The sequence below is a fragment of the Nonomuraea sp. NPDC050556 genome, assembly GCF_044457355.1.
Classification (GTDB): Bacteria; Actinomycetota; Actinomycetes; order Streptosporangiales; family Streptosporangiaceae; genus Nonomuraea.
In genome coordinates, this window is the sequence record NZ_JBITGU010000006.1 from 684730 (window position 1) to 709525 (window position 24796).

General features: G+C 70.1%; 21 protein-coding genes. 12 read left to right on the plus strand and 9 right to left on the minus strand.

Features of this window, described 5'->3' with window-relative positions; all coding sequences use genetic code 11:
- The first annotated feature begins 12 nt into the window (after positions 1–12).
- Positions 13–435: a MarR family winged helix-turn-helix transcriptional regulator gene (locus tag ACIBG8_RS49955; protein ID WP_397350399.1), complete on the plus strand. Its 423-nt coding sequence runs from the start codon at positions 13–15 to the stop codon at positions 433–435.
- Here ACIBG8_RS49955 and ACIBG8_RS49960 read toward each other — a convergent pair.
- The 3 genes from ACIBG8_RS49960 to ACIBG8_RS49970 all read right to left on the minus strand — a co-directional run bounded on the left by ACIBG8_RS49960 (position 392) and on the right by ACIBG8_RS49970 (position 3926).
- Positions 392–1612, minus strand: coding sequence for an MFS transporter (locus tag ACIBG8_RS49960; RefSeq protein ID WP_397350400.1), 1221 nt, complete (start codon positions 1610–1612; stop codon positions 392–394). The two genes, ACIBG8_RS49955 and ACIBG8_RS49960, sit on opposite strands and share 44 nt — an antisense overlap.
- A gap of 23 nt (positions 1613–1635) precedes the next feature.
- Positions 1636–2085 (minus strand): MarR family winged helix-turn-helix transcriptional regulator, encoded by a 450-nt coding sequence (locus tag ACIBG8_RS49965; RefSeq protein ID WP_397350401.1) that lies wholly within the window; start codon positions 2083–2085, stop codon positions 1636–1638.
- A 491-nt stretch (positions 2086–2576) separates the two neighbouring features.
- On the minus strand, positions 2577–3926 hold the full coding sequence (locus tag ACIBG8_RS49970) for an NCS2 family permease (RefSeq protein ID WP_397350475.1): 1350 nt from the start codon (positions 3924–3926) through the stop codon (positions 2577–2579).
- 171 nt (positions 3927–4097) lie between these two features.
- Here ACIBG8_RS49970 and ACIBG8_RS49975 point away from each other — a divergent pair, with 171 nt between their 5' ends.
- Together ACIBG8_RS49975 and ACIBG8_RS49980 are read left to right on the plus strand one after the other, a co-directional pair.
- Positions 4098–4313 carry a DUF2530 domain-containing protein gene (locus ACIBG8_RS49975; protein WP_397350402.1) on the plus strand — a complete coding sequence of 72 codons (216 nt, stop codon included), beginning with the start codon at positions 4098–4100 and terminating at the stop codon, positions 4311–4313.
- Between the two features lie 69 nt (positions 4314–4382).
- The gene (locus ACIBG8_RS49980) at positions 4383–5825 is read left to right on the plus strand and encodes an alpha/beta hydrolase (protein WP_397350403.1); all 1443 of its coding nucleotides are present in this window, start codon (positions 4383–4385) and stop codon (positions 5823–5825) included.
- Positions 5826–6318: 493 nt separating this feature from the next.
- Here the strand turns inward: ACIBG8_RS49980 and ACIBG8_RS49985 are convergent, their stop codons facing one another.
- Together ACIBG8_RS49985 and ACIBG8_RS49990 are read right to left on the minus strand one after the other, a co-directional pair.
- Positions 6319–9315: a sacsin N-terminal ATP-binding-like domain-containing protein gene (locus ACIBG8_RS49985; RefSeq protein ID WP_397350404.1), complete on the minus strand. Its 2997-nt coding sequence runs from the start codon at positions 9313–9315 to the stop codon at positions 6319–6321.
- Between the two features lie 25 nt (positions 9316–9340).
- The gene (locus tag ACIBG8_RS49990; RefSeq protein ID WP_397350405.1) at positions 9341–10141 is read right to left on the minus strand and encodes a DUF3027 domain-containing protein; all 801 of its coding nucleotides are present in this window, start codon (positions 10139–10141) and stop codon (positions 9341–9343) included.
- 91 nt (positions 10142–10232) lie between these two features.
- On the opposite strand from ACIBG8_RS49990, the gene ACIBG8_RS49995 reads away from it, so the two are divergent.
- Positions 10233–11672: an MFS transporter gene (locus ACIBG8_RS49995; protein WP_397350406.1), complete on the plus strand. Its 1440-nt coding sequence runs from the start codon at positions 10233–10235 to the stop codon at positions 11670–11672.
- On the opposite strand, the gene ACIBG8_RS50000 is transcribed toward ACIBG8_RS49995, so the two are convergent.
- Together ACIBG8_RS50000 and ACIBG8_RS50005 are read right to left on the minus strand one after the other, a co-directional pair.
- Entirely contained in the window at positions 11669–12064 is a 396-nt protein-coding gene (locus ACIBG8_RS50000) for a cold-shock protein (protein WP_397350407.1), read from the minus strand. The two genes, ACIBG8_RS49995 and ACIBG8_RS50000, sit on opposite strands and share 4 nt — an antisense overlap.
- An 83-nt stretch (positions 12065–12147) precedes the next feature.
- The gene (locus ACIBG8_RS50005) at positions 12148–12747 is read right to left on the minus strand and encodes an HAD family hydrolase (protein ID WP_397350408.1); all 600 of its coding nucleotides are present in this window, start codon (positions 12745–12747) and stop codon (positions 12148–12150) included.
- Between the two features lie 150 nt (positions 12748–12897).
- Between ACIBG8_RS50005 and ACIBG8_RS50010 the strand changes: the two genes are divergently transcribed.
- Positions 12898–13194 (plus strand): hypothetical protein, encoded by a 297-nt coding sequence (locus ACIBG8_RS50010; RefSeq protein ID WP_397350409.1) that lies wholly within the window; start codon positions 12898–12900, stop codon positions 13192–13194.
- Positions 13187–13813 (plus strand): TetR/AcrR family transcriptional regulator, encoded by a 627-nt coding sequence (locus ACIBG8_RS50015; RefSeq protein WP_397350410.1) that lies wholly within the window; start codon positions 13187–13189, stop codon positions 13811–13813. The genes ACIBG8_RS50010 and ACIBG8_RS50015 overlap by 8 nt, the downstream gene beginning before the upstream one ends.
- On the opposite strand, the gene ACIBG8_RS50020 is transcribed toward ACIBG8_RS50015, so the two are convergent.
- Positions 13789–14589 carry a hypothetical protein gene (locus ACIBG8_RS50020; RefSeq protein ID WP_397350411.1) on the minus strand — a complete coding sequence of 267 codons (801 nt, stop codon included), beginning with the start codon at positions 14587–14589 and terminating at the stop codon, positions 13789–13791. The genes ACIBG8_RS50015 and ACIBG8_RS50020 overlap by 25 nt on opposite strands.
- Before the next feature lie 76 nt (positions 14590–14665).
- Here ACIBG8_RS50020 and ACIBG8_RS50025 point away from each other — a divergent pair, with 76 nt between their 5' ends.
- The 6 genes from ACIBG8_RS50025 (at position 14666) to ACIBG8_RS50050 (ending at position 24040) form a co-directional block, all read left to right on the plus strand.
- Positions 14666–17023 (plus strand): helicase-associated domain-containing protein, encoded by a 2358-nt coding sequence (locus tag ACIBG8_RS50025; protein WP_397350412.1) that lies wholly within the window; start codon positions 14666–14668, stop codon positions 17021–17023.
- A gap of 38 nt (positions 17024–17061) precedes the next feature.
- On the plus strand, positions 17062–18546 hold the full coding sequence (locus ACIBG8_RS50030) for an AMP-binding protein (RefSeq protein WP_397350413.1): 1485 nt from the start codon (positions 17062–17064) through the stop codon (positions 18544–18546).
- A gap of 80 nt (positions 18547–18626) precedes the next feature.
- Positions 18627–19001, plus strand: coding sequence for a hypothetical protein (locus ACIBG8_RS50035; protein ID WP_397350414.1), 375 nt, complete (start codon positions 18627–18629; stop codon positions 18999–19001).
- A gap of 57 nt (positions 19002–19058) precedes the next feature.
- Positions 19059–20705, plus strand: a complete 1647-nt coding sequence (locus ACIBG8_RS50040) for a DNA repair helicase XPB (RefSeq protein WP_397350415.1) — start codon at positions 19059–19061, stop codon at positions 20703–20705.
- 918 nt (positions 20706–21623) lie between these two features.
- A complete protein-coding gene (locus ACIBG8_RS50045) occupies positions 21624–23627 on the plus strand; it encodes a HelD family protein (protein WP_397350416.1) in 2004 nt (667 codons plus the stop codon).
- Positions 23624–24040: a GNAT family N-acetyltransferase gene (locus ACIBG8_RS50050; RefSeq protein WP_397350417.1), complete on the plus strand. Its 417-nt coding sequence runs from the start codon at positions 23624–23626 to the stop codon at positions 24038–24040. The genes ACIBG8_RS50045 and ACIBG8_RS50050 overlap by 4 nt, the downstream gene beginning before the upstream one ends.
- A 33-nt stretch (positions 24041–24073) precedes the next feature.
- On the opposite strand, the gene ACIBG8_RS50055 is transcribed toward ACIBG8_RS50050, so the two are convergent.
- Entirely contained in the window at positions 24074–24778 is a 705-nt protein-coding gene (locus ACIBG8_RS50055) for a choice-of-anchor P family protein (protein ID WP_397350419.1), read from the minus strand.
- Positions 24779–24796: the final 18 nt, after the last annotated feature.

The following is a 24796-nucleotide window of genomic DNA, read 5'->3' on the forward strand; positions in this document are numbered from 1 at the left end:
ACCATCAAACCCATGACTTCGGTATCAGGAAGCCTCGCCTTCCAGCTCGGCAAGCTCGGCCAGGCCGCCACAGCGGGCTTCGCCGACCGCCTGGCACCGCTCGGTCTGCGCCCGCGCCACTGCGGCGTGCTCGAACTCCTCGCCGGTGGCGGGCGCGGCCAGCTCGACCTGGCCAGGACCCTCGACGTCACGCCGAGCGTGGTCGTGGACATGCTGGATGAGCTGGAGGCACTGCACGCCGTACGGAGAACCCGCGACACCGGCGACCGGCGGCGTCAGATCGTCGAGCTCACCCCGGAGGGCCGCGAGCTGCGCCTCGAAGCGGCCAGGCTCGCCCACGAGGTGGACGCCGAGCTGCTCGGCCATCTCGGCGCCGAGCAGCTCGCCACGCTCAGGCTGTTGCTAGGGCAGGCCTACGCACCCTGGCGCCGATGAGCTTGCTCAGCAGTACGGCGGAAGCCGTACCGATGAGCACGAGCGCACCCGCCAGGACCACACCCACCCTGGGACCGCCGAGGTCCGACAGCCAGCCGATCAGCGGCGCCCCGATGGGCGCGCCGCCGGTGAACACCAGCAGGTAGATGCCCATCACGCGGCCGCGCATCTCCGGCGACGTGGCCAGCTGAACGCTGGAGTTCGCCGCCGTGTTGACGGTGATCAGCGCGATCCCCGCGGGGATCAGCAGCAGCAGGTACACCGGGTAGAACGGCGCGAGACCCGTCAGGATCGTGAACGCGCCGAAGCTGACCGCCCCCGCGATCAACGTCCTACGGCTGGGCCGAGCCCTCCTGGCCGCGAGCAGCGCCCCTCCCAGTGCGCCGATCGCGAACATGCTGGAGGCCAGGCCGAACGACGACGCACCCGCACCGAACACCTGGCGGGCCATCAGCGCGATCGACATCGAGAACGACTGCGCGAACATCGACACGAAGCCGACGAGCAGCACCGGCATCAGCAGGGCAGGGGTCTCCAGCACGTAGCGAAGGCCCTCGCGCAGCTGCCCCTTCGCCCTGGGGACGAGCTCGGCGGGGTTCAGCTCCGCCTTCCGCATGAAGATCAGGCTGGAGATCACCCCGGCGAACGTCACCGCGTTCAGCAGGAAGATCGGACCCGTGCCGATCGCGAAGATCAGCACACCGGCGATGGCCGGGCCGACCACGCGGGCCAGATTGAAGATCGAGGCGTTGAGCGCGATCGCGTTCGGCAGGTCCTTGCGTCCGACCATCTCGACCACGAACGCCTGCCGGGTCGGCACCTCGACACAGGAGATGAGACCGAGCGCGAACGCCATGACGTACACGTGCCAGACCTGCGCGGCACCGGTGATCGTCAGAACACCGATCGCCAGGGCGAGCACCGCCATCATCGACTGCGCCGCGATCAGCACAGGACGCTTGGGGTAGCGGTCGGCGAGCACGCCGCCGAACATCCCGAACAGCAACATCGGCAAAAACTGCAGCGCGGTGGCCGTACCGAGGGCCGCCGCGCTGCCGTGCGTCAGATCCAGCACCAGCCAGTCCTGCGCGGTGCGCTGCATCCAGCCGCCCACGTTGGAGACCGCACCACCGGCAGCGAAGATCCGGTAGTTGAAGACCTTGAGAGACCGGAACATCCCGGTCCTGGGTTCTTCAGGTTCTAGATCTTGCTGAGCTTCTCCAGAATGGGCGCCGCCTGCCGGAGAACCGCCCGCTCCTCGGGCGTCAACTCCTTCAGCCGGTGCGTCAGCCACGCCTCCTTCTGGCGGCGCTCCTCCTTCAGCAGTGCCGAGCCTGACTCGGTCACGCTCACGGTCACCTGGCGGCGGTCGGTCGAGTGTGGTGTGCGCGCGACCAACCCGCGCTCCTCTAGCCCGGCGATCACCCGCGTCATCGACGGGGGCTGCACCTTCTCTAGCTCGGCCAATTCGCCGGGGGTTATCCCTGAATGCCGTTCCACGGCGGCGAGCGTCGCGAACTGGGTGGGTGTCAGGGTGTGTGCCGCTGCCTGTCGTCGGAGTCGCCTGGTCAGCCTTGCCAGCGACACGCGCAGGGCCGATGCCAGGCCTGCGTCGCTGCGCAGGTCCATCTTGGGAGGGTTCGTTAGCATAAGTCATTACCTTTGCTAACTATATGCCCAGCCATGGCATTCCCCCTCATCCCGATCGTCTCACCTATTGATACAGCTTTTCCTAGCCAAAGGGTTACACCCCAGCTCACCGGGCAGAGCCGATTGGTTAACCCCAGCCCCAGCGCCCCCATGATCGCGCACCCGTCCCCCACCCCCACCCCGACACGCCTTGGCCCCGCTCGAGCTGGCGACCTCCGGCAATGACACGAGACCGCCCCTGCCCCACCATGCGCCACATCACCCATGCCCGCGGGATATCTGGGCGAGAACCACCGCACGACCTCACCAATCGCACGGCCGCACCACACCGCAGGACCCACGACCTCGACAAAGTCCGCACCACTGTCTGACGGAAACTGCCTGAGGTCGCCAGCCCGAGCAGGACCAGGGGCGGGAGGGTGGGCGGGCGGTGGGCGGGCAGGCGGGTAACACGGGTCTTGGGGAGGCCCCGGCGGGCCTCCCCAAAGGGGCTAGAAGCCGAGCAGGATCTTGATCGGCCCCAGCGCGAAGTAGAACACGAACAGCCCAGCCACCACCCACAACAACGGGTGGATCTCCCGAGCCTTACCCTTCACCACCTTGATCAGCACATACGTGATGAACCCCGCCCCGATCCCGTTGGCGATCGAGTACGTGAACGGCATGAGCACGATCGTGAAGAACGCCGGAATAGCGATCTCGTAGTCGTTGAAGTCGATGTCCCTGATCGACGTCATCATCAGGAACCCGACCACCACCAACGCCGGAGCCGCAGCCTCGTAAGGCACGATCCCCACCAGCGGCGCCAGGAACGTGGCCAGCAGGAACATCACCCCGGTGACCACACTGGCCAGACCGGTACGAGCCCCCTCACCAACCCCCGCAGCGGACTCCACATACGTGGTGTTGGAAGAGACCGAAGCAGCACCACCCGCGACCGCCGCGACCGAGTCCACGAGCAGGATCTCCCGCGTCCTGGGCAGCGTGCCGTCCTCCTGGATCAGCCCCGCCTGCGCCCCGACCCCCACCACGGTCCCCATCGTGTCGAAGAAGTCGGTGATGAGCAGCGTGAAGACCAGCAGCACAGCCAGCACCACACTGATCTTGGTGAACGCCCCGAACAGGCTGAACTGCCCCAGCAGGCTGAAGTCAGGCAGATCCACGACCTTCGACGGGAACGCCGGAACGTTGAGCCCCCAGCCGGGCGGGTTCGCCTTGCCGTCCGCCCCCACCGACGGCCCCACGTGCGCGATCGACTCGATGATCACGGCCAGGACCGTGCTGCCGACGATGCCGATGAGGATGGCGCCCTTGACCTTCTTGGCCACCATCAGCGCGGTCGCCACCAGCCCGACCACGAACACCAGGATCGGCCAGCTCACCAGCGACCCCCCGATGCCCAGCTCCAGCGGCGGCCCGGCGGCCACGCGGCGGACGAACCCGGAGTCCACGAAGCCGATCAGCGCGATGAACAGGCCGATGCCGACGCTGATCGCGGTCTTCAACGGCGCGGGAATGGCACGGAACACCGCCGTGCGGAACCCGGTCAGCACGAGGACCAGGATGACGAGGCCTTCGAGCACCACCAGGCCCATCGCGTCCTCCCACGACATCTGGGTGGCGATGCCGTACGTGACGAAAGCGTTCAGGCCGAGCCCGGCGGCCAGCGCGAACGGCGCCCTGGCCACGACGCCCATGAGGATGGTGAGCACCCCGGCGACCAGCGCCGTGCCCGCCGCGATCAGCGGGAAGTTCGGCGCGCTGCCGTCGCCGAGGAACTGCTTGTCCGCGTCCGGAACGCCGCCGATGATCAGCGGGTTGAGGACGATGATGTACGCCATGGTGAAGAACGTGGCCAGACCGCCACGGACCTCACGAGACAGCGTCGAGCCGCGTTCTGTGATGGAAAAGAAGTCATCAAGACGTGTATTCACGCGCGAAGAGTGACAGGCGTTGCCACCTGGGAAAAGAGCCGGTGATCGGATCGAGACCTGATTGCTAGGCTGAATGATGTGAACCAGCCTCAGCGCCCCGATCCGGAGCCGCTTCAGACCAATGACCAGGCGGCCGTCCTGGTGGGTACCGGGCTGTGGGCGGTCGCCCTCGTGGTCCTGTTGATCTTTCCTCCGGCGCCCGAAAATTCCTGGTGGGTGTGGACCTGCGTGGCGGGGATCGCGGGTGGGCTGTTCGGCCTGTGGTTTGTGACCCGGATGAAGCGTCGGCGCTGACATTTCTCATCACCAACTGCTGTTTTCCACCACTACATCCGCGAAGGCCCGCGAACCATGCTCTAAAGCATGAAGAAGACCCTGGCCACTGCCCTTCTCGGCGTGATCACGCTCTCCGCCTGCGCGGCAGAACCGCCCAAGCCGGTACGGAGCACCGTCGCCTGGGCCACGTGCACCGATCTCATCGGCCCCGACACCAAGCCCGTCCCCGCTGACCCCTCGGTGGAGTGCGGGAAGCTCGCCGTACCCCTCGACTATGCCAAGCCGGACGGCGAGAAGATCGAGTTGGCGCTGGTCAGGGTGAAGGCCACCGGCGACCGGCTCGGCTCGCTCGTCTTCAACTTCGGCGGACCCGGCGGCGGCGGGGTGGACACGCTGGCGATGGCGCGCCGGGCGTTCGCCAGCCTGGGCACCCGTTATGACCTGGTCAGCTTCGACCCGCGCGGCGTCGACCGCAGCGCGCCCGTCACCTGCGGCGGCGACCTGGACAAGTACCTCAACGCCGACCTCAACGACGACGCGATGGCCAAGGACTTCGCCGAGACCTGCGGCAAGAAGTCAGGCAAGCTGCTGCCGCACGTCGGCACCGTCAACGCGACGCACGACCTCGACCGCATCCGGGCCGCGCTGGGCGAAGAAACGCTCAACTATTTCGGGATGTCGTACGGCACGCATCTCGGGGCGTTCTATGCCACCAAATATCCCAAGAAGGTGGGCAGGTTCGTCCTGGACGCGGCGATCGACCCGACCGTCACGTTCGAGGAGCGGGCGCTGATCCAGGTCGGCGGGTTCAAGCACGCGTTCGAGGCGTTCGCCAAGGACTGCGTCGCGCAGGGCTGCGACCTCGGCGCCAATGAGGCGGCCGTGCTCGGCACGGTGCAGCGGCTGCTGAAGACAGTGGACTCGAAGCCGGTCAAGGTGGGCGGGCGCGAACTGACCTACACGATGGCGCAGACCGGCGTCCTGGCTGCCTTGTACGCCAAGGCGGCGTGGCCGGTGCTGGAGCAGTCGGTGGCCGCGGCGCTCAAGGGGGACGGGTCGGGATTGCTGTCCATGGCGGACATGTACATGGGACGTCGACCGGACGGGTCTTATACAACGCTGATGACCAGCGTGTGGGCGATCAACTGCGTGGACAACGTCGAACGCCCTTCGGCTGCCGTGGTGGACCAGGTGGAGGAGCAGACGAGGAAGCTGTTCCCGGTGATGGCGTCGGGCGGGCTGGGCTCCGTGTGCAGGCACTGGCCGGTGGCCGGGTCGGACGAGGCCAAAAAGATCGACGCGAGCGGGTCCGCCCCGATCGTGGTGGTGGGCGGGAAGGGGGATCCGGCCACGCCGTACGAGTGGGCGGGCAAGCTGACGGCACAGCTCAAGACGGGGGTGCTGGTGACGTACGAGGGCGAGGGCCATGGCGCGTATCTGAGCGGTAGCGCTTGCGTGATGCGCCTGGTCGACACGTATCTGCTCACCGGCAAACTCCCCCCAACCAACAGCGACTGCCCGGCCGCCTAACCCACCCATAGCCTCCGCGAGACCCATCGCGGGGGTTTCACGCGAGGCCCACCGCAGCACCCATCGCGTGGGCCAAGCAGGGCCCACCGCGGGTGCCCATGCGGGGCCGACCGCGGGTCCCAATACGAAGCCCACCGCGAGGTTGGGGCCCGTATGCCGGGCGCCCGGGCGCGGCAAGCCGCGGGGCCCAAGCGGGACCTCCGCGAGGATCACGCGGGGCCCCACCAGGAGGGTGGGCCCGCATGCGGGGCGACCCCGGCGCGGCGAGCCGCGGGGACGAGGCAAAGGAGCGGGAGGCGAGGCCAAGGCCCGGGGGCCCAGGGGCCCGTAACCAGGGCCAAATCCGGTGGCCAGTGCCCGGGTCCCAGGGGCGGGTTGGATGTGGGATTGAGGTCGCAGGGCCATGAGGACACGCGGCCGGTATGAGGGCCTGGCGTGGGACCACGCCGGGATCTCGTGTGGGGCCTGGCAGTGGGCCCGTGGGTGGGGTGGGTTAGGAGAGGTCCATCTCGGCCAGCAGCAGCGGGACGGCGGTGGGGTCGCGGAGGAGGGCGGCCACCGCCAGCCGGTCACCCCACTGCCCGGTGGCCCAAGCCAACCCCCTGGCCAACCCCTCCGTGTCCGTGCAGTGCACCGTGCCGTCGTAATAACGCCACATACACGGCACCCCGTCCACCAGCAGCTTCTCGTGCAGCACATAACTGTCCGGAGCAGCGGGCAGCAACGACTTCACCTCGCCAGGCACAGCGTGCACGACGCCGGAAGACGTCACCTCGCCAGGAGCGACCTCACCCGCCAACGGCAGGTCCAACAGCTCGGACAACGACTCGGCCAGATCGAAGGGCGCCAGCACCAACGCCCGATCAGCCACCAACTGAAGAAGGTCAGGAGCTTCCACCACCACCGCATCGTCAGCGGGAGCCACCACGATCGACCCGGCCAACACCGCGCGCACCCGCGAAGGCGGCGCCACCCGCGAAGGATCCACCCCAGCCAGCGCGATCCACAAAGCACGCAACTGCGCCCGGTCCAGCGTGATCGACGCGTCGGCCATCAGCTCAAGGAGCTCCTCCGGCCCCCCATGTGAAGCCAGGAGATCCGCCAGCGTCGTCCGTACCCCGATCATGGCAAGGGCCGCGTCGTCGAGCCCACCGGGTGCGTCGCCGTAGAGACCGGTCAGCAGCGGGTCAGCCCCAGGCAGCCGCAGCGACCGCGGCGTCCGCCCGTCGAGCACCGGATGGTTGGACAGCCACCAAGCCGTATAAGAAGGCACCTCCCCGCCAGAACTCACCCGCAGAGGCTGCAGCGCCGCCCGCAGCGGCGGCCGGGTCAGCAGCGCGAGCGCCGCGGGCCAGTCCGCGACCAGCTCCAGATCCCGCACCGCCGCGAACTCCGGCACCACGGGCGGCAGGTCGGCGGGCGGCAGCAGGTCGAGGACGGCGTCGAGCCAGTCGTCCTCCCCGTCGAGGTCGTGGTCGCAGTCGTCGTGGTCGAGCAGCACGTCGGCGTCGTTGGCCACGGCGAACCCGTCGAGCACCCCGGCGGCCACCAGCACCCGCGACCCGTACGTCTCCACCAGCGAGGGAGCGACGATGCCGAAATGGCCTGGTTCGAGCAGCCCGGCCAGCGCCCCGCCGGGCAGCAGCAGGTCACCGGCCGCGTAGAGGTCGCCGTCCTCGCTGGGCAGCATGAGCTCCCCCAGCCACGGCAGCTCGCCGGGCGCGAGCCCGGCCGCGTCGACCAGGGACAGCACGGCGGGGGCGATGTCGGGAACCGCTTCCGACACGGCCGCCTGCGTCTGCGGGTCTTCGAGCACCGTGCGCGGCGTCGCCTCGGCGGCGCCGAGCCGCAGCAGCAGGGGATGCGCCGCCTCCGGGTCCACGATGCGCAGCCCCAGCGGCGCGAGGTCGCCGAAGGACCCGCTGACGATCAGCGTGCCGCGCGGCCCGCGCACGAGCCGCCCGTCGGCCAGCGGCACGGGCAGCGCGCCCAGCGCCTCGGGGTCGTCGGCGGGCAGCACGTCGTAGAGGGAGCGCCACCACGACGCCTCCCTGCCCTCGACCACCTCGCCGGACAGCAGGTCGACGACGTCGGCCAGCTCCACCCGCCGCACGCCGAGCGCCGACATCGCCGGATGCCTGGCCGGCCACCCGGCGGGCAGCAGCCCGGGAACGAAGTCGGCGACGACCGCGAGCAGCTCGGCAGTGCCGTTGACCACACCGGCCTCGCGCCCGCTGACCACCCACCCGTCGCCGGACGGCTCCCGCACGGGGTGCTCGACCGTCCAGGCCGCGTCGGGGTCGTAGAGCTCGGAGTCGGCGAACGACGGAGTCTGTACGGCAGGAGCCGGTGCGGACAGCGCGGGCAACAACGGCGCGTCGGGCAGCCGACGCAGGATGGCCCGCCTGATCCGCGCGTCCAGCTCGCCCTTGCCCATCAGCGCGGGCACCAGGTCGAGCACCTTCGGCGTCCGCGGCAGCTCCTGGAGCAGCCGCACGTAGGCGTCCGCGACCCGCGCCACCAGGAAGTCGGTCAGCGGCCCCTTGGCCACGTGCCGCCGGTCGGTGGCCAGCGGGAAGGAGGCGATCAGCAGCGCGGGCAGGTCGAGCGGCTCGTCGGACGGCGTCGGCGCGTGCACGACCGCCGGGACGCTCGACGGCAGCCCTGTCGGCTCTCCGGAGGAGGAGAGCCTGACCGCCCAGCGCAGCGACCAGAACGGCCGGGCCCGCTCCTCGGTCGGCCGGTCGGCGAACAGCGAGGCGATCTCGGCGGCGGAGAACTCGCCTGACTCGGACACCACGTGCCACTCGCCCGACTCGACCGACCGCGCGACCCCGTCGACCACGATCTCGATGGAACGCAGCGACGGCAGCCCGAGCAGCAGCGCGGGCGAGGTCTCGCCGAGCATCCGGCGCACCGCGTCGACCGCGGCGGCGTCACGCAGCGGGAGCCGTACAAGAGTGTCGAAACCGGCAGGCACCTCAAGAGGGTCGGCCTCAAACGGCAGGCGCAACAGCGGGACATGTCCGGAACGGGCGGCCAGCTCGTCGGGCAGGGCGGCCTCCACGAGAGCCGTGGTCTCGGAGCGGGACCAGCGCACGGAGCCCGCCCCGCGCGAGCCCACCGACGGCTCGTCCGACACGGAGACGACGGCGGCGAACCCCACGCCGAACCGCCCCGCGTAACCGGACTCCTGCTTGGCCGACACCCGCAGCGTGGACAGCCCCACGACCCCGGCGGCGTCCAGCGGAGCCCCCGTGTTGGCCGCGGTCAGCACGTCGCCGTCGAGCGAGAGCCTGAGCACCCCGGGAACCCCTGCGCGCAGAGCCGCGTCCGCCGCGTTCTGCGCCAGCTCGACGATCAACCGGTCGCGGTAACCGCCGAGCGCGAAGTCCTCTTCGGCGTTCGCGTCCTCGCGGAATCGGGCCGGTGAGGCCGTCCAAGCGGCGAGGACCGCCGCGCGCATCCGTTCGGTGCCGAAGATATCCACAGCGAGAGACTAGCGGCCCCCACTGTCAAGAATGGCCAAGCTCCTCGGAGGCCGACTCGTCCACGGAACCTGCCTCGTCCTCCATGAGGTCGTAGCCCAGGTCGTCGAGGATCGGCGTCGCCTGCTCCACCGACGGCGGCATGACCGCGGCCTCGGAGTGGGCGCCGCAGCCGTGGTCGGCCGCGACCACCTTGCCGTCGTCGGGGGCGTACTCATTGGCGCAGACCCCGAACCGCTGACGCAGCCCGCCCGCGAGCGGCCAGTAGAAGCCGCACGTGGAGCACTGCGCGGGAGCGGCGTGCGCGATCGGCGAGTGCGGGCCCTGCTCGCCCGAGTGCCAGCGCCTGGCGGCCTGGTCCCTGCCGACGGAGGAGAGCACGCGGGCACGGCCCAGGCCGTACTCGAAGATCATCTGCTGGTCGAGCTCCTCCTCGCCACCGGCGTAACCGGGAACGAGGCGGTCGTCGTCGTCGGCCGTCGGGAGCAGGTCGCCGACGCCGAGATCGCCCGGCTGGAGACGCTCGCTCCACGGCACCCACTCGGGCGCGAGCAGCGCCCCGGTGCCCGGCAGCAGCACGCCCTCGCTGACCGTGACGTTCTTCGCGCGCGAGGCGCGGGTGAGGGTCACCGCCCAGCGCCAGCCGCGGTAGGCCCGGTCGAGGCAGGTGAAGTAGTGGGTGACGATGCGGTCGCCCTCGCCCTCGTAACCGAGGTGGTCGCCGACCTCTGAAGGGCTTGCGAGCTCCTGCGCGGCGGCGCGCGCCAGGTCCACGGCGTCGACACATGCTTGGTCGGGCGCGGAGGCGCGGATCCTGGTCCTTGTCACACTTCATTCTCACCCATGCATGGAGGTGAAGGCACCCGACTCCACGACAGGGCTGACGTGCGTGACCACAAATCAGGTAAGACTGGTAGATGTGGCGGATGAGTCTGGTCGAGCGCGCCGCGTTGGCGAGTGGCTCGCCGACGCCGGCCGTACCACCGTGCGCGCGAGCCGGACAACGGCCAAGGCGACGGCGAACGGCACGCGCAAGGTCGGGCAGGCCACCAGGAAGCTGACCCACGCCCAGGGCGCCGACCGCACCGGGCTGGGCCGTCTGATCGAGCTCAGTGCCATCCAGAGCTCGGGAGACGCCCTGGTCACCGGCGCGCTGGCGACCACGATCTTCTTCGGGCTGCCGGTCGGCCAGGCGCGCGGATCGGTCGCGCTCTACCTCGCGATCACGATGATCCCGTTCGCTTTGGTCGCGCCGTTCGTCGGGCCGATCCTGGACAAGTTCCGCTCAGGGCGGCGCTACGTCATGGCCGGAACGCTGTTCGGGCGCGGGCTGCTCTGCCTGGCGATGGCCGCCGCGGTCGGACCCAACGATTTGGTCACGCTGTTCGCCGCGGCGCTCGGCGTGCTCGTGTTGTCCAAGGCCTACAACGTGTCCCGCGCGGCGATCATGCCCAGCGTGCTGCCCGCCGACATCACGCTGGTCAGCGCGAACGCGCGGGTCGCGCTGTTCACCCTCGTCGCCGCCGGGATCAGCGTGCCCGTCGCGGCGGGGCTGGCCACCTGGCTGGGCGCGGCCTGGACGCTGCGGGTGGCGATGGTCGTCTTCATCCTGGTCGGCGTCTACGCGCTGCGGCTGCCCAAGCACGTCGACTCCCCCGAGCTGGAGGAGACCGAGGAGGGCTCGCCGAGGTTCAGGACCATGCTCAACGTCGGCCCCACCGTCGCCGAGGCGATGTGGGCGAACGTCGCCATCCGCCTGTTCTCCGGCTTCCTGCTGTTCTTCCTGCTCTTCCTGGTCCAGGAGAAGCACGTGCCCGGCCTGGAGCCGCTGCAGACGATCGCGGTGCTCGCCGTCGCGGCCGGGCTCGGCGGGTTCCTGGGCGCCGCCGTCGCCAACTGGGCGCGCAACCACTCGCCTCAGCTCATCGTGCTGCTCACGCTGGCGCTGTCGCTGGTGACCACGATCGTCACAGCGATCTTCTTCAACCTGTGGGCGGCCATCGCGATCGCGTTCGTCGCCGCTTTCGCCCAGGAGCTCGGCAAGCTGGCCCTCGACGCGATCGTGCAGCGGGAGATCGGCGAGGAGGTGCGCTCGTCCACGTTCGGCGTGGTCGAGGCGCTGCTGCAGATGTCGTGGGTGGTGGGCGGCCTGATCGGGCTGGCGCTGTCGCTGGCGGGGAGCGGGGTCGCCGGACTGATCACGATGTCGGTGACGCTGGCCGTGAGCTGCGTCTGGCTGATCGTCCGGCGCAGGACCCGGATCAAGGCGCAGAACTCCAGGGTGCGGGCCGAGCGTGACACGGCGAACCTGCCGGACACGCTCGACACCACGAAACCGCTGACCAACCCGCAGACCTAGCCGTCCAGGTCGTCGGCCACCGCTCTGAGCACCTGGGCGATCTTCTTGGCGTGCGCGCCGTCCGGGTGCTTGCCCCGCTGGTAGGACGTCGAGACGTCGTCGAGCAGTTTGATCAGATCTTCAACGATGACGACCATCTCGTCGGGCTTCTTCCGCTTGCCCTTCGGCTTGGTCTTGGCCAGGGTCGGCGGCTGCTCCAGGATCCGCACCGAGAGCGCCTGCTGGCCCCGTCTGCCCTCTGCCACCCCGAACTCGACCTTCTGGCCGGGCTTGAGTGGCTCTGCGCCAGTGGGTAGCGCGGAGGAATGCACGAAGACCTCACCGCCGTCGTCGCGGGTGAGGAAGCCGAAACCCTTGTCGGCGTCGTACCACTTGACCTTGCCACTCGGCACAGGGGGACCTCGTTCAGGCTGTCGGAAAAGTTGAGTGGATGTAGGTTATGCCCCGCCGGGCCCAAGAGCGAGCAAGTAAATCGCTACCAATTACGGAACCAGGTAGCGAACTCCGTCAGGTCGGTCAATGCCACGTCCGCTCCGTGTTCACGTAGCTCTCCCACCGTGTAGGGACCCGTCGCGACCCCCACGCTGACGGCCCCCGCCGCGCGCGCCGCGGCGATGTCGCCGAGATGATCTCCAACATAGGCTGCGGCGCCGAACCGCGCGAGAGCCGAGCCCTTGTCGGCTCCGAAGACCGCGCCCACCACCTCGTCGACCTCGAAGCCGAGCAGCTCCACCGTGGCCTTGGCGTCCCGCTCGTTCTTGCCGGTGACGACGATGACCTCGCCGCCCGCCTCGCGCACCGCCTTGATCGCCTCGTACGCTCCCGCCATCGCCGTGTGCATCGGCACGCCGACCTCGGGATAGAACTCCCTGAAGACGGTCACCGCCGCGGGAATCTCCTCCTCGGGCAGCCAGTTGGCCAGCTCCAGCTCGAGCGGCGGCCCGAGCCTGGTGATGATCGCCGCGCTGTCGATCTCCACCCCGATCCGTACGGCCAGCGCGTCGTAGACGGCCGCGATGCCGGAGCGCGTGTCGGCCAACGTCATGTCCAGGTCAAAGCCCACTGATTTCCCCACAGGAAGAAGGATGCCACTACCGTTGGAGTGGGCAGAAAGGAAGTACTTACGGCAGGAGTGGCGATGTCGCAGACCCCCGAACCGGGCGACAAGCTGGTAGCTCGTCCCCACCGACCCGCGAGACGCGTCGAAACCCGGGCGGAGACCGCTTTGCACCGGGCGACCACCGTGCTCGTCTGGGCCGTCAGGGTCGCCACCCGCCTGGCAGCGCTCGTCCTCGTGCTCTACGCGGTCTTCACGGTCTTCCGCGCCAATCCAGCCAACATCTGGTACCAGTTCGTCGAGTCGCTGGCCGGCTCGCTCTCGCTGGGTCTTTCGACGCTCTTCCAACTGGCGGACGACCGCTGGGAAGCGCTGGTCAACTACGGTCTCGCGGCCGTCGTCTGGCTGATCGTCGGGTCAGTGCTGGCCAACCTGATCCGCCGTATCCTGGGGAGTCATGAATAGGTCCACGCGCGAGCGGATCATCGACGAGGCCCTGCGGCTGTTCGCCGAGCGGGGCTACTCCGCCACGTCCGTGGCCGAGATCGAGGCCGCCTCCGGGCTCTCCCCCGGCGCGGGCGGCCTCTACAGGCACTTCAAGTCCAAGTACGAGGTGCTCGCAGCGGCGATCCACGAGCACGCGGCGCGCACCCGCACGCAGGTCGCCGAGAGCCTGGCCGAGCTGGGCTCCATGGAGAGCTCGGCCGACCTGGAGGTACGGCTGTCGCGGCTGTGCCGCGCCGGGCTGGCCAAGGTGCGCGAGGAGAGCGAGCTGACCCGGGTGTTCTTCCGTGACCTGAGCCAGTTCCCCGAGCTGGTCGCCGTGGTGCGCGAGGGCCTGCTGCAGCCGATGTTCGACGCGATCACCACCTGGTTCACCGCCCAGCCCGAGTACCGTGACACCAAGATCGACTGGGCGGGCATCGGCGCGGTGCTCGGCGGGGCCGTGGTGCACTACCGCCTCTTCCAGGAGACCGTGGGCGAGTCGCCGGGCCACGCGGAGAAGGACCAGTTCGTGGCTGCCTGGGTACGGCTGGCGCTGGGCCTGCTGCCGAGCGATCAGCTCACGTCGAGCAGCCTGTAGGCCAGCCAGACCACCCCGAGCGCGGCGCCGATCATGAACATGATGCCGCTGACGTTCCAGAACTCCTCGAAGAACGGCGCCAGCCCCGGCCGGTCGCCCACCCGCAGGCCGCCGACGAGGATCCCGCCGATCACGTAGCCGAAGATCGGCGCGCCCACCCCGATGATCCGCTCGCGCAGCGGCCAGCTGTCGCCGACCATGACGAGCAGGGCGCCGAGCGCCCAGACGATCACCGGGATCCGGAAGATCGCGATGGCCGGCAGGTTGAACGGCACCAGTAGCCCGGCCGCGACGAGGATCGCCAGGGCGGCCACGTCGCGCGGATGCTCCTTGACGATCGTCGCCGCGTCCCTGCCGCCGGTGCTCATCGGGTTGGCCGACGCCATGGCCGCGCTGCGCAGCCCGGCGAACGGCATGCCGCGCCCCGGCTGCCTGGTGAGCCGCTGCTGCGCCTCCCGCATGCCCTGGGCGACGCCGGGCGGGAGCACCCGGGTCGAGTCCTCCGGGGGAAGGTCGCGCACCCGCGGAGCCTCCTCCTTCTGGGCAGGCTCGCGCAGCCGGTTGGCCTCGCGCTCCACCAGCGCCACCGGGTCGCCGAACCTGGCCAGCACCTTGGCGACGTCCTTGGCGCTCTCCAGCCCGTGCCGCTCCAGCTCGATCCTGGCCCGTAGCCGCTTGACGAAGTCGAGCCGCTGATCCTGGCGGAGCACGCCGTGAGCCGCGTCAGCGGCCTTGCTGACGTAGTTGAGGATGAGCTGGTCGGCGCGCTCGATCACGGGGCCATGCTGCCCGATTCCCTGGGAAAAGTCGCGCCAACCAAGAGAAATCCAGGTGCGACATACCATTGCAGTAATGACTTTCACCGAGTGGATCAGGGAACGCACCGACGGCCAGTTGGGTGCGCTGGTCTCCGCGCGTCCCGAGCTGATCACTCCGGTGCCCGCCCACCTCGAAGGCCTGGCCACGCGGGCGTCCAGCCCGTCGGCCGTCGGCCGGGTGCTCGACCGCCTCGACCGCTTCACGCTCGCCGTCGTCGAGACGCTTGCCGTATACGGAGTTGAGGAGCCTGCGACGATACGGCCGGAGCCGCTCGGGATCGACGCGCTGCACACGCTCGTCAACAGGGCGCTGGCCGAGGGCGACGCGCAACCGGCGCTGTCCAGGGCCGTCGAGCGGCTACGCGAGCTGGCCCTGGTCTTCGGGCCCGACGACGCGCTCCAGCTCGCCCCCGGCGTACGCAAGGTGCTGGACGACCCGGCGGGCCTCGGTCCCACGGTCGCCGACGCGTTCAGGCACCACCCGCCCGAGCAGCTCGACGAGCTGGCCGACGACATCGCCCCGGGCACCGAGGGCTCGGGCAAGGAGCGGCTGACCGCCGCGCTCGACGATCCTGGCAAGCTGATCGAGGAGGTGTCGCCCGAGGCTAGGGCGGCGCTCGACCAGCTCGCCTGGGGGCCGCCCACGGGCCGCGTGCCGAACGCCAGGCGCGAGGTGAGCAGGGAGTCCGCCCGCTCCCCGATCGAGCAGCTGCTGGCCCGCGGCCTCCTTGCCGCCACCGGCCAGGAGAGCGTGACGCTGCCCCGCGAGGTCGGCCTCTACCTGCGCGACGGGCGGGTGCACCGCGACCTGACCGCGACGCCACCGCCCCTGGACGGCGCCGCCCGCGACGTCAAGATGGCCGACCGCACGGCGGCCGGTCAGGCGTTCTCGTTCGTGCGCTCGGTCGAGGAGCTGTGCGAGCGCTGGAGCCTCGAACCGCCAGGCGTGCTGCGTACCGGCGGCCTCGGCGTACGCGACCTCAAGCGGGTCGCCGGGCAGCTCGACCTGCCCGAGTGGGTGACCGCGCTGGTCATCGAGATCGCCCACGCGGCCGGGCTCGTAGCGGCCGGCGGCAGCGTGGACGGCGAGTGGCTGCCGACGCCCGCCTACGACCTGTGGCGCGTCAAGCCGACGGCCGGCCGCTGGGTGGTGCTGGCCATGACCTGGCTGCGCACCGACCGGGTGCCCGGCATCGTCGGCGAGCGCGACGACCGCGACAGGCTGCTGAACGTCCTGCACACCGACCTGCGCCGCTCGGCGGCCCCAGGAGTCCGCACGGCGGTGCTGGACGTCCTGGCCTCGGCCAAGGGGCTGGCGCCCTCGCGCGACTCCGTGCTGGAACGGCTCGCCTGGGAGCAGCCGCGCAGGAAGGGGCCGCTGCGCGACCAGCTGACCGAGTTCACGCTGCGCGAGGCGGAGCAGATCGGCTTCACCGGGCTCGGGGCGCTGTCCGGGCACGGGCGCGCGCTCCTTTCCGGTGAGGACGCGGCTGCGGTCCTCGCGCCGCTGCTGCCTGAGCCGGTCGACCACGTGCTCCTCCAGGCCGACCTCACCGCGGTCGCGCCCGGCCCGCTGACCAGCGAGCTCAACAGGTGGCTGACGCTCACCGCCGACATCGAGTCGAAGGGCGGGGCGACCGTCTACCGGTTCAGCGAGAGCTCGATCCGCGGGGCGCTCGACGCCGGTTACGGTGCCGACGAGCTGCTGTCGATGCTGGAGCGGCACTCGGCGACGCCGGTGCCGCAGCCGCTGGCCTACCTGGTGTCGGACGTGGCCCGCCGTCATGGGCGGATCAGGGTCGGTACGGCCAGCGCCTACATCAGGTGCGACGACCCGGCGCTGCTCGACCAGATCGTCGCCGACCGCCGGGCCACGCAGCTCCGCCTGCGCCGGCTGGCGCCGACGGTGATCGCGTCGCGGTCGTCGCGGGCGTCGCTGGTGGACTCGCTGCGGGCGATGGGGTACGCGCCGGTGGCGGAGTCGCTGGACGGGGATGTGATCATCAGCCAGTTGGAGACGCGGCGGGCCGAGGGGGTTCCCACGGCGCGGGCGGTCTCGTCCAACCACGGGCTCGACCCCGAGGTGGCCGCGGCAGCCGTACGGGCCATGAGAGCGGGGGACGCGGCGCACCTGGCCCGCAGGGACCCGGTCGACGCGCCGGACGGTCAGGTGCCGCGCGGACCCACGACGGCCACGATCTCCGCGCTGCAGGACGCGATCAAGCAGGGCGCCCGGGTGTGGATCGGCTACCTCGACTCCCAGGGCCAGGCGACCAGCCGCATCCTTGAGCCTGCGCGCATGGAAGGCGGCTATCTCACGGCTTACGACGAGACGCGCGCGGCAGTCCACAGGTTCGCCCTCCACCGCATCACGGGGGTCTCCGCCCTGTAGACCTTGACGGCCTCGGGATGGCCGATCAGGTTGGCAGCATGGAGCACACGCTGGGCCTGTTGGCCGAAGAGTCCTGGGAGCGGTTCGGCGACTACGACTCGGTGTTCTACGACGGGACCTGGTATCGCAGCCACGCGCTCGCCGAGCGGGCCAGGCGGGTGTGCGGGGGATTCGGCGAGCTGGGGATCGAGCCGGGTGATCGGGTTGTCGTGATGATGGCGACCTGCCCGGAAGTGCCGATCATCTACCAGGCGCTCTGGGCCGCGGGCGCGGTCGTCACCCCCGTGGTGTTCCTCGTCGGCGCGGACGAGCTGCGCCACATCCTCACCGACAGCGGCGCCAAGGCCATCGTCACCTCCCCCGAGCTCCTCCCCACCGTCACCGCCGCCGCCGTGGACCTGACCGTGGTCGTCGTCGGCGAGGAGTCGTTCGACCACCTGGAGACCGCCGCGGAGAAGGGCCCGATCACCAGGGACCCGGGCGACCTCGCCGCCCTCATGTACACCGGCGGCACCACCGGCAGGGCCAAGGGCGTCATGCTCAGCCACCAGGGCCTCTGGCAGGTCGCCAAGGACGGCTACGAGCTGTCCGCCCAGCCAGGCCTCACCCGCGCCATCGTCCCCGTCCCCCTCTCCCACGCCTACGGCCTGATCATCACGATCGGCGGCATGCACGCCACAGAACCCCAGCAGGCCGTCCTCATGCGCTGGTTCGAGCCCAAGGCCTTCCTGAAGCTGGCAGCCGAGCAGGAGGTGCAGTTCGGCTCCGTCGTCCCCGCCATGCTCCAGATGCTCCTCGCCGAGAAGCTCGAACCGCTCCCCCACCTCAAGTACCTCACCTGCGGCGCCGCCCCGCTGGGCCGCGACGTGCTGGAGGAGTTCGAGCGCCGCGTGCCGGGCGTGCAGATCCTCGAGGGGTACGGCATGACCGAGACGAGCGCCGTCACCACGTTCAACCCGCCGGGCAGGCGCCGGGTGGGCAGCGTCGGCCTCCCGCTGCCCGGCTACACGATCACCGTGCGCGACGCGTCCGGCGAGGCGATGGAGGTCGGCGACGTCGGCGAGATCTGCATCTCGGGCGAGTCGCTGATGCTCGGCTACTGGGGCGACGCCGGGCACGACCCGGAGGGCACCGCGCTGGTCGACGGCGAGCTGCGCAGCGGCGACATCGGCTGCGTGGACGACGACGGCTACCTCTACATCGTCGACAGGAAGAAGGATCTGATCATCAGGGGCGGCTTCAACGTCTTCCCCAGGGACGTCGAGGACGCGCTCAACGAGCACCCGGACGTGGTGATGTCCGGCGTGGTCGGCAGGCCGGAGCCGCGGATCGGCGAGGAGGTGGTGGCCTTCGTCCAGCTCCGTCCCGGCGGTACGGCCACGGCCGACGAGCTGATCACCTGGACGCGGGACCGGGTGGGGCGGGTGAAGTACCCGCGCGAGGTGCGCTTCGTCGACTCGATCCCGGTGACCAGCGTGCTCAAGCTCGACAGGAAGGCGCTGCGCGAGCGGCTCACCGAGTGAGACCGTTGTAGGGGACAGGACGTCTCCACCGGCGCATTCGTGATATCAGTAGAAATGCCCGGAAATCGATAAGGTGGGGTATGAGCAGCCAGGACAACCCGTACGGCCAGGAGGGCTATCCCTACCAGCCCTACGGTGCTCCGTACGGCCAGCAGCCCCCGCCCAACTACGGCTACGGGTACGGCTACCCACCGCCGCCCAAGCCCAGCTCCGACGGGCCGCGCGCCAACGCCATCGTCGCCCTCGTGCTCAACCTCATGGCGGTCATGAGCTGCTGCAACCTGCTCGCCATCCCGGGCGCGATCCTCGCCGGGCTGGCGCTCGGCCGGGTGAGCACGGAGCCGGACACCGCCAAGCGCATGCTGGTGTGGAGCTGGACCCTGTTCGGTCTGGGCTTCTTGCTGGGTATCAGCCTTTTCCTGTTCCTCGGCCTGAACGGCTATCTCGACGATTAGGGACTGTTCCCGGCCGCTGTTGTGTTGGATAGGCGGTAGCCGTGGAAGGGGAACCAGTTGAACGACGGCCCGCTCATCGTCCAGTCGGACAAGACACTGCTGCTCGAGGTCGACCACGAGCGCGCAGGCGAGTGCCGTAAGTCCATCGCGCCGTTCGCCGAGCTCGAGCGCGCGCCCGAACATGTGCACACCTATCGCATCACCCCGCTCGCGCTCTGGAACGCCCGCGCGGCCGGGCACGACGCCGAGCAGGTCATCGACGCGCTGATCAGCTTCAGCCGCTACCCGGTGCCCCACGCGCTGCTCGTCGACATCGCCGAGACCATGGACAGGTACGGCAGGCTCAGGCTGGAGAAGGACCCCGTCAACGGGCTCGTCCTGACCTCCACCGACCGCGCCGTGCTCGAAGAGGTGCTGCGCTCCAAGAAGATCGCGCCGATGTTCGGCGAGCGGCTCGGCCCGGACTCCGTCGTCGTGCACCCGAGCGACCGGGGCAACATCAAGCAGGCGCTGCTCAAGCTGGGCTGGCCGGCCGAGGACCTCGCCGGTTACGTGGACGGCGAGCAGCACCCGATCAAGCTGCTGCAGGACGGCTGGGAGCTGCGCCCCTACCAGCGGGAGGCGGCCGACGCCTTCTGGCACGGCGGCTCGGGCGTCGTCGTGCTCCCCTGTGGCGCAGGCAAGACCATCGTCGGCGCGGCCGCGATGGCGCGCGCCGAGGCCACGACGCTGATCCTGGTCACCAACACGGTCAGCGCCCACCAGTGGAAGCAGGAGCTGCTCAAGCGCACCTCGCTGACCGAGGACGAGATCGGCGAGTACTCCGGCACCAGGAAGGAGATCCGCCCGGTCACCATCGCCACCTACCAGGTGATGACGACCAAGCGGAAGGGCGTCTACGCGCACCTGGAGCTGTTCGACGCGCGCGACTGGGGCCTGATCGTGTACGACGAGGTCCACCTGCTGCCCGCACCCATCTTCCGCATGACGGCGGACCTCCAGGCACGGCGGCGCGTGGGCCTGACGGCGACGCTGGTGCGCGAGGACGGGCGGGAGGGGGACGTGTTCTCCCTCATCGGCCCCAAGCGCTACGACGCGCCCTGGAAGGAGATGGAGAACCAGGGCTGGATCGCGCCTGCCGACTGTGTCGAGGTGCGGGTCACGCTGTCGGACGAGGAACGGCTCGCGTACGCGATGGCCGAGTCCGACGAGCGGTACCGGTTCGCATCCACCACGCCGTCGAAGACGACGGTGACGGAGGCGCTGGTGCGCAAGCATCTCGGGGAGCAGGTGCTGGTGATCGGGCAGTACATCGACCAGCTCGACGAGCTGGGCGAGCATCTCAACGCGCCGATCATCAAGGGCGAGACGCGGATCAAGGAGCGGGAGCGGCTGTATCAGGCGTTCCGCGACAAGGAGATCCAGGTGCTCGTGGTGTCCAAGGTGGCGAACTTCTCGATCGACCTGCCTGAGGCGGCGGTGGCCATCCAGGTGTCGGGGACGTTCGGGTCGCGTCAGGAGGAGGCGCAGCGGCTGGGCCGCGTGTTGCGTCCCAAGGCTGACGGCGGCGGGGCGCGGTTCTACACGGTGGTGAGCAGGGACACGGTGGACCAGGAGTTCGCGGCGCACCGGCAGCGGTTCCTGGCGGAGCAAGGGTACGCGTACCAGATCATCGACGCCGACGACGTCCTCGGCGGCGTCTGACCCACCCACCGCAAGAGGGTCATTCCCTGCGGGCGTCTCCAGCGGGTGCGACCTCATGGACAGATATGACCCCTGGAGGGGCATGACCCCCGCGGGGTGAGACGCCTGTGAGGGTGACCACTCGCGCGGGGTGCCGCCTTTCGGGAGGCGCGCGCCCTTTAGAGGGTGACTCCCTTTGGGAGGCGCGCTCCTCTGGGAGGCGCGCCCCTTGAGGCGGGGTGGCCCCCTCGGGGAGGCGCGCCCCCTATGGAGGGTGGCTCCCTCGCGGAGGCGCGCCCTCCCGCTGGGGTGGGTCCGTAACAAGAGAGCCTGGCCGTATGCGTACGGCCAGGCTCATCACGCGCGGAAAGAGATCACGCGTGTCAGGTCCACGAGGTTCCGCGGGCCGTCGTCATCAAACCACCCCCCTCACCAGCGCATGCACCACGTGCAGCGACATACCCCAATGATCCGTCAAATCCACCGGACATGCCCGGATATTTCGGGATTTTGTATGGGTTCACCCCACAAGCAACCCGCCCACGAACAAGACGCCCTCAGCGACGATCCATGACGCGACCCCAACCCCCATGAACCGATTGAACGCCACCGCATCCCGTCGCGCAGCCGGAACAACCCAGGCGGCAGCCGTACAACACGCAGCCAAAACCGCAAACAACCCCGAAAACGTAGAAACAGCCCCCAAGCGATCCTCGCAAGCGCCCCGAAGCTCCCCGTCCGCGCAGAACGCCTCCAGCCCCCACCCGGCGAACACCGACAACCCCCACAACGCGGCAAGAAGGAAGCTCGCGACAGTGGGGATGACCGGGGAGATGCTCAGCCGCACAGTCCCCCTCTACCCCCGATAAATGTTTTGGAAGCCTTCCCAGGTCGCGGCTAAGCTGGTCGGCTTCGCTGCCTTAGATCGAGGGATTTCGCATGCCCGGACACCAGCTCGCCCCCGACATACCCATCGACGTCCTCGCCGCGGAACAGGCCCACCTGGCCCAGTCCAGAGCCGCCCTGCAAGCCATGCGCGAGCACGCCCAGTCCCTCTCCTCGGACGCGGCGGGCGACTGGGTCTCCCAGCAGATCCTCCAGTCGCTGCTCGACCAGCGGGTGGCTGCCCTCGCCGACCACCCCGACACCCCGCTCTTCTTCGGCCGCCTCGAGCGCGACGCCGACGACGACCTCCCGACCACCATCTACGTCGGCCGCCGCCACGTGCACGACGGCGGCAGCAAGCCGCTCGTCATCGACTGGCGCGCCCCGGTCTCCCGCGCCTTCTACCAGGCCAGCCCGTCCGACCCGATGGGCGTCGCGCTGCGCCGCAGGTTCGGCTACCACGGCGGCAAGCTGACCGCCTTCGAGGACGAGCCGCTCGACCAGGGCGCCGACCTCGGTCCCTCGAAGATCCTGACCGAGGAGATCGAGCGGCCGCGCACCGGCCCGATGCGCGACATCGTGGCCACCATCCAGCCGGACCAGGACGAGATCGTCCGCGCCGCCCTCACCCAGACCGTCTGCGTCCAGGGCGCCCCCGGCACCGGCAAGACGGCCGTCGGCCTGCACCGCGCCGCCTACCTGCTGTTCACCCACCGCGAGCGGCTCGCCCGCGCCGGTGTGATGATCGTCGGGCCGAACCGCGCGTTCCTCTCCTACATCTCCTCCGTGCTGCCCGCGCTGGGCGAGGTCAAGGTCGACCAGACGACCGTGGCCGACCTGCTCGGCGCCTTCGACGCGCCCGAGGACCCGGCCGTGGCCGCCGTGAAGGGCGACGCCAGGATGGCCGCAGTCCTGGAGCGGGCGCTGTGGCAGCACATCGTGAAGCCCGAAGAGGGGCTGATGTACACCAGGGGCGTGCACCGCTTCCGCGTCGCCGACTACGAGGTGCGCGAGATCGTCGCCTCGCTGCGCGGCACGACCCGCTACGGCCCCGGGCGGGCCGCGCTGGCGCAGCGGCTGGCGCACCAGGTGCTGGTCCGCATGGAGCAGCGCGGCGACTCCCCCGACGACCGGGTGCAGGACGCCGTGGCCCGCTCCAAGCCGGTCAAGGACCTCGTCGAGTCGGTGTGGCCGAAGCTGACCGCACAGCAGGTGCTGTTCCGGCTGCTGTCCGACGCCGAGTTCCTCGCCAAGGCGGCCAAGTCGGACCTGTCGGCCGAGGAGCAGGAGATGCTGCTCTGGAAGAAGCCCTACCGGGGGTGGAAGTCCGCCAAGTGGTCGGCTGCCGACGCGGCGCTGCTCGACGAGCTCGACGACCTGATCGAGCGCACGCCCTCGATGGGCCACCTCGTGGTGGACGAGGCGCAGGACCTGTCGGAGATGCAGCTGCGCGCTCTGGGACGGCGTTGCCGTACCGGCTCGGCCACCGTCCTCGGCGACCTCGCCCAGGGCACCACGCCGTGGTCGACCACGTCGTGGGAGTCGGTGCTCAAGCATCTGGGACAGGACGCGGGCGAGGTCACCGAGCTGACGCTCGGCTTCCGCGTGCCGCGCGAGGTGCTCGACTACGCGGCCCAGCTGCTTCCGTCCGTCGCGCCCGGCCTCGCGCCGCCGCAGTCCCTCCGCCCCGGCCTGGGCTCTCTGTCGGTACGGCAGGGCGGCCAGGTGGCCGACGCCGTGCGGGACGCGCTGAGCCGCGAGGGGTCGATCGGCGTGATCGTTCCCGACGCGCTGGTGAGTACGGTGTCCTCGGCGCTCGACGGCGTCGGCCACGCCGTACTCGGGCCTGACTCCACCGAGGAGCACCGCGTGCTGGTCATCCCGGCGACGCTGGCCAAGGGTCTGGAGTACGACCACGTGATCGTCGTGGAGCCCGCGGACATCGTCGAGGCGGAGCCGCGCGGCCTGGCCAGGCTCTACGTCGTCCTGACCCGAGCGGTAACCTCGCTTACCGTGTTGCACGAGAAGCCGCTGCCCGCGCAGCTGGGCCAGGCATGAAGATCCGTTTCGCCGCCGCGGACGAGATCCCGGCGATCATGAAGTTCTGGGTCGAGGCCGCCGAGGGCACCGACCGCCACGACTCCCCCGACAAGGTGCTCGCCCTGCTCGACCGCGACCCGGAGGCCCTCCTGGTCGCCGAGCTCGACGGCGAGGTCGTCGGCACGCTCATCGCCGGGTGGGACGGGTGGCGCGCGCACCTCTACCGCCTGGCCGTCCATCCCGGGCACCGGCGCAAGGGGATCGGCGGCCGCCTCATCGCGGCCGCCGAAGCCCGCTTCGCCACGTTCGGCGCCTTCCGCGCCGACGCCATGGTGCTCGACGACAACACCCTGGCCCACCACGCGTGGGACGCGGCCGGCTACGCCAGGCAGCCCCAGTGGGGCCGCTGGGTCAAACCCCTCACCTCTTAACACGGGTGAGGGGTTCTCAGAGGAACGCCCCGGTCAGCCCGCGACGGGCAGCTTGACGTTCGCGGGGACCGGGATCTCCGCCTTGGGCAGGTCGGCCACCTTGTCCAGGATGGAGTCCTTCGGCGCGACGGCCTCGGTGACCGTCGTCGTCTCCGTGCGGGCGCGCGGCGCCTGACGGCCGCCACAGGTCACGGAGGCCAGGTTGATCGACTCGCTCCTGCCGCCGCCGAGCGGGATCGCCAGAGCCAGCCCGGTGACCGTCAGGCTGCCGTCCGCGTGCCGTACCTGCTTGTTGAGCGTCACCGACGCCGTGCCCAGCCCGGCCACCCGCAGCGGGACGGTCGTGTTGGCAGCCGGGGTCAGGTCGATCGCGGTGCCGCCGACGGTCATCCCGGCCACCTTGGTGGAGCCCGCGCCGCGCGAGCAGCGGGCGGCGACCGCGTCCGCGGTGATCGCCGAGTCGAGCGCGTCCACACCGGCCGCGCTCGACCTGGCCCGCCCCTCCTTGGCCACCACCTTGAGCACGCTGGCCTTGACCAGCTTCTCCGTCGAGTGGGTCACGAGGTTCAGCCGCGAGGTGCCGCCGTCAGCCGAGGTGACGGACGGCAGCGCCGGGATCGCCACCGGCCCGCTGGCCGCCAGGCCGAACGCGCTGGCCGGGTCGTTCGCCGCGCTCGCCGGAGTCCAGATGCCCAACGCCATGCCCGTCGTCATGGCGGTCACCATCAGAGTCTTCATCCGCATTGCATTTCCCCC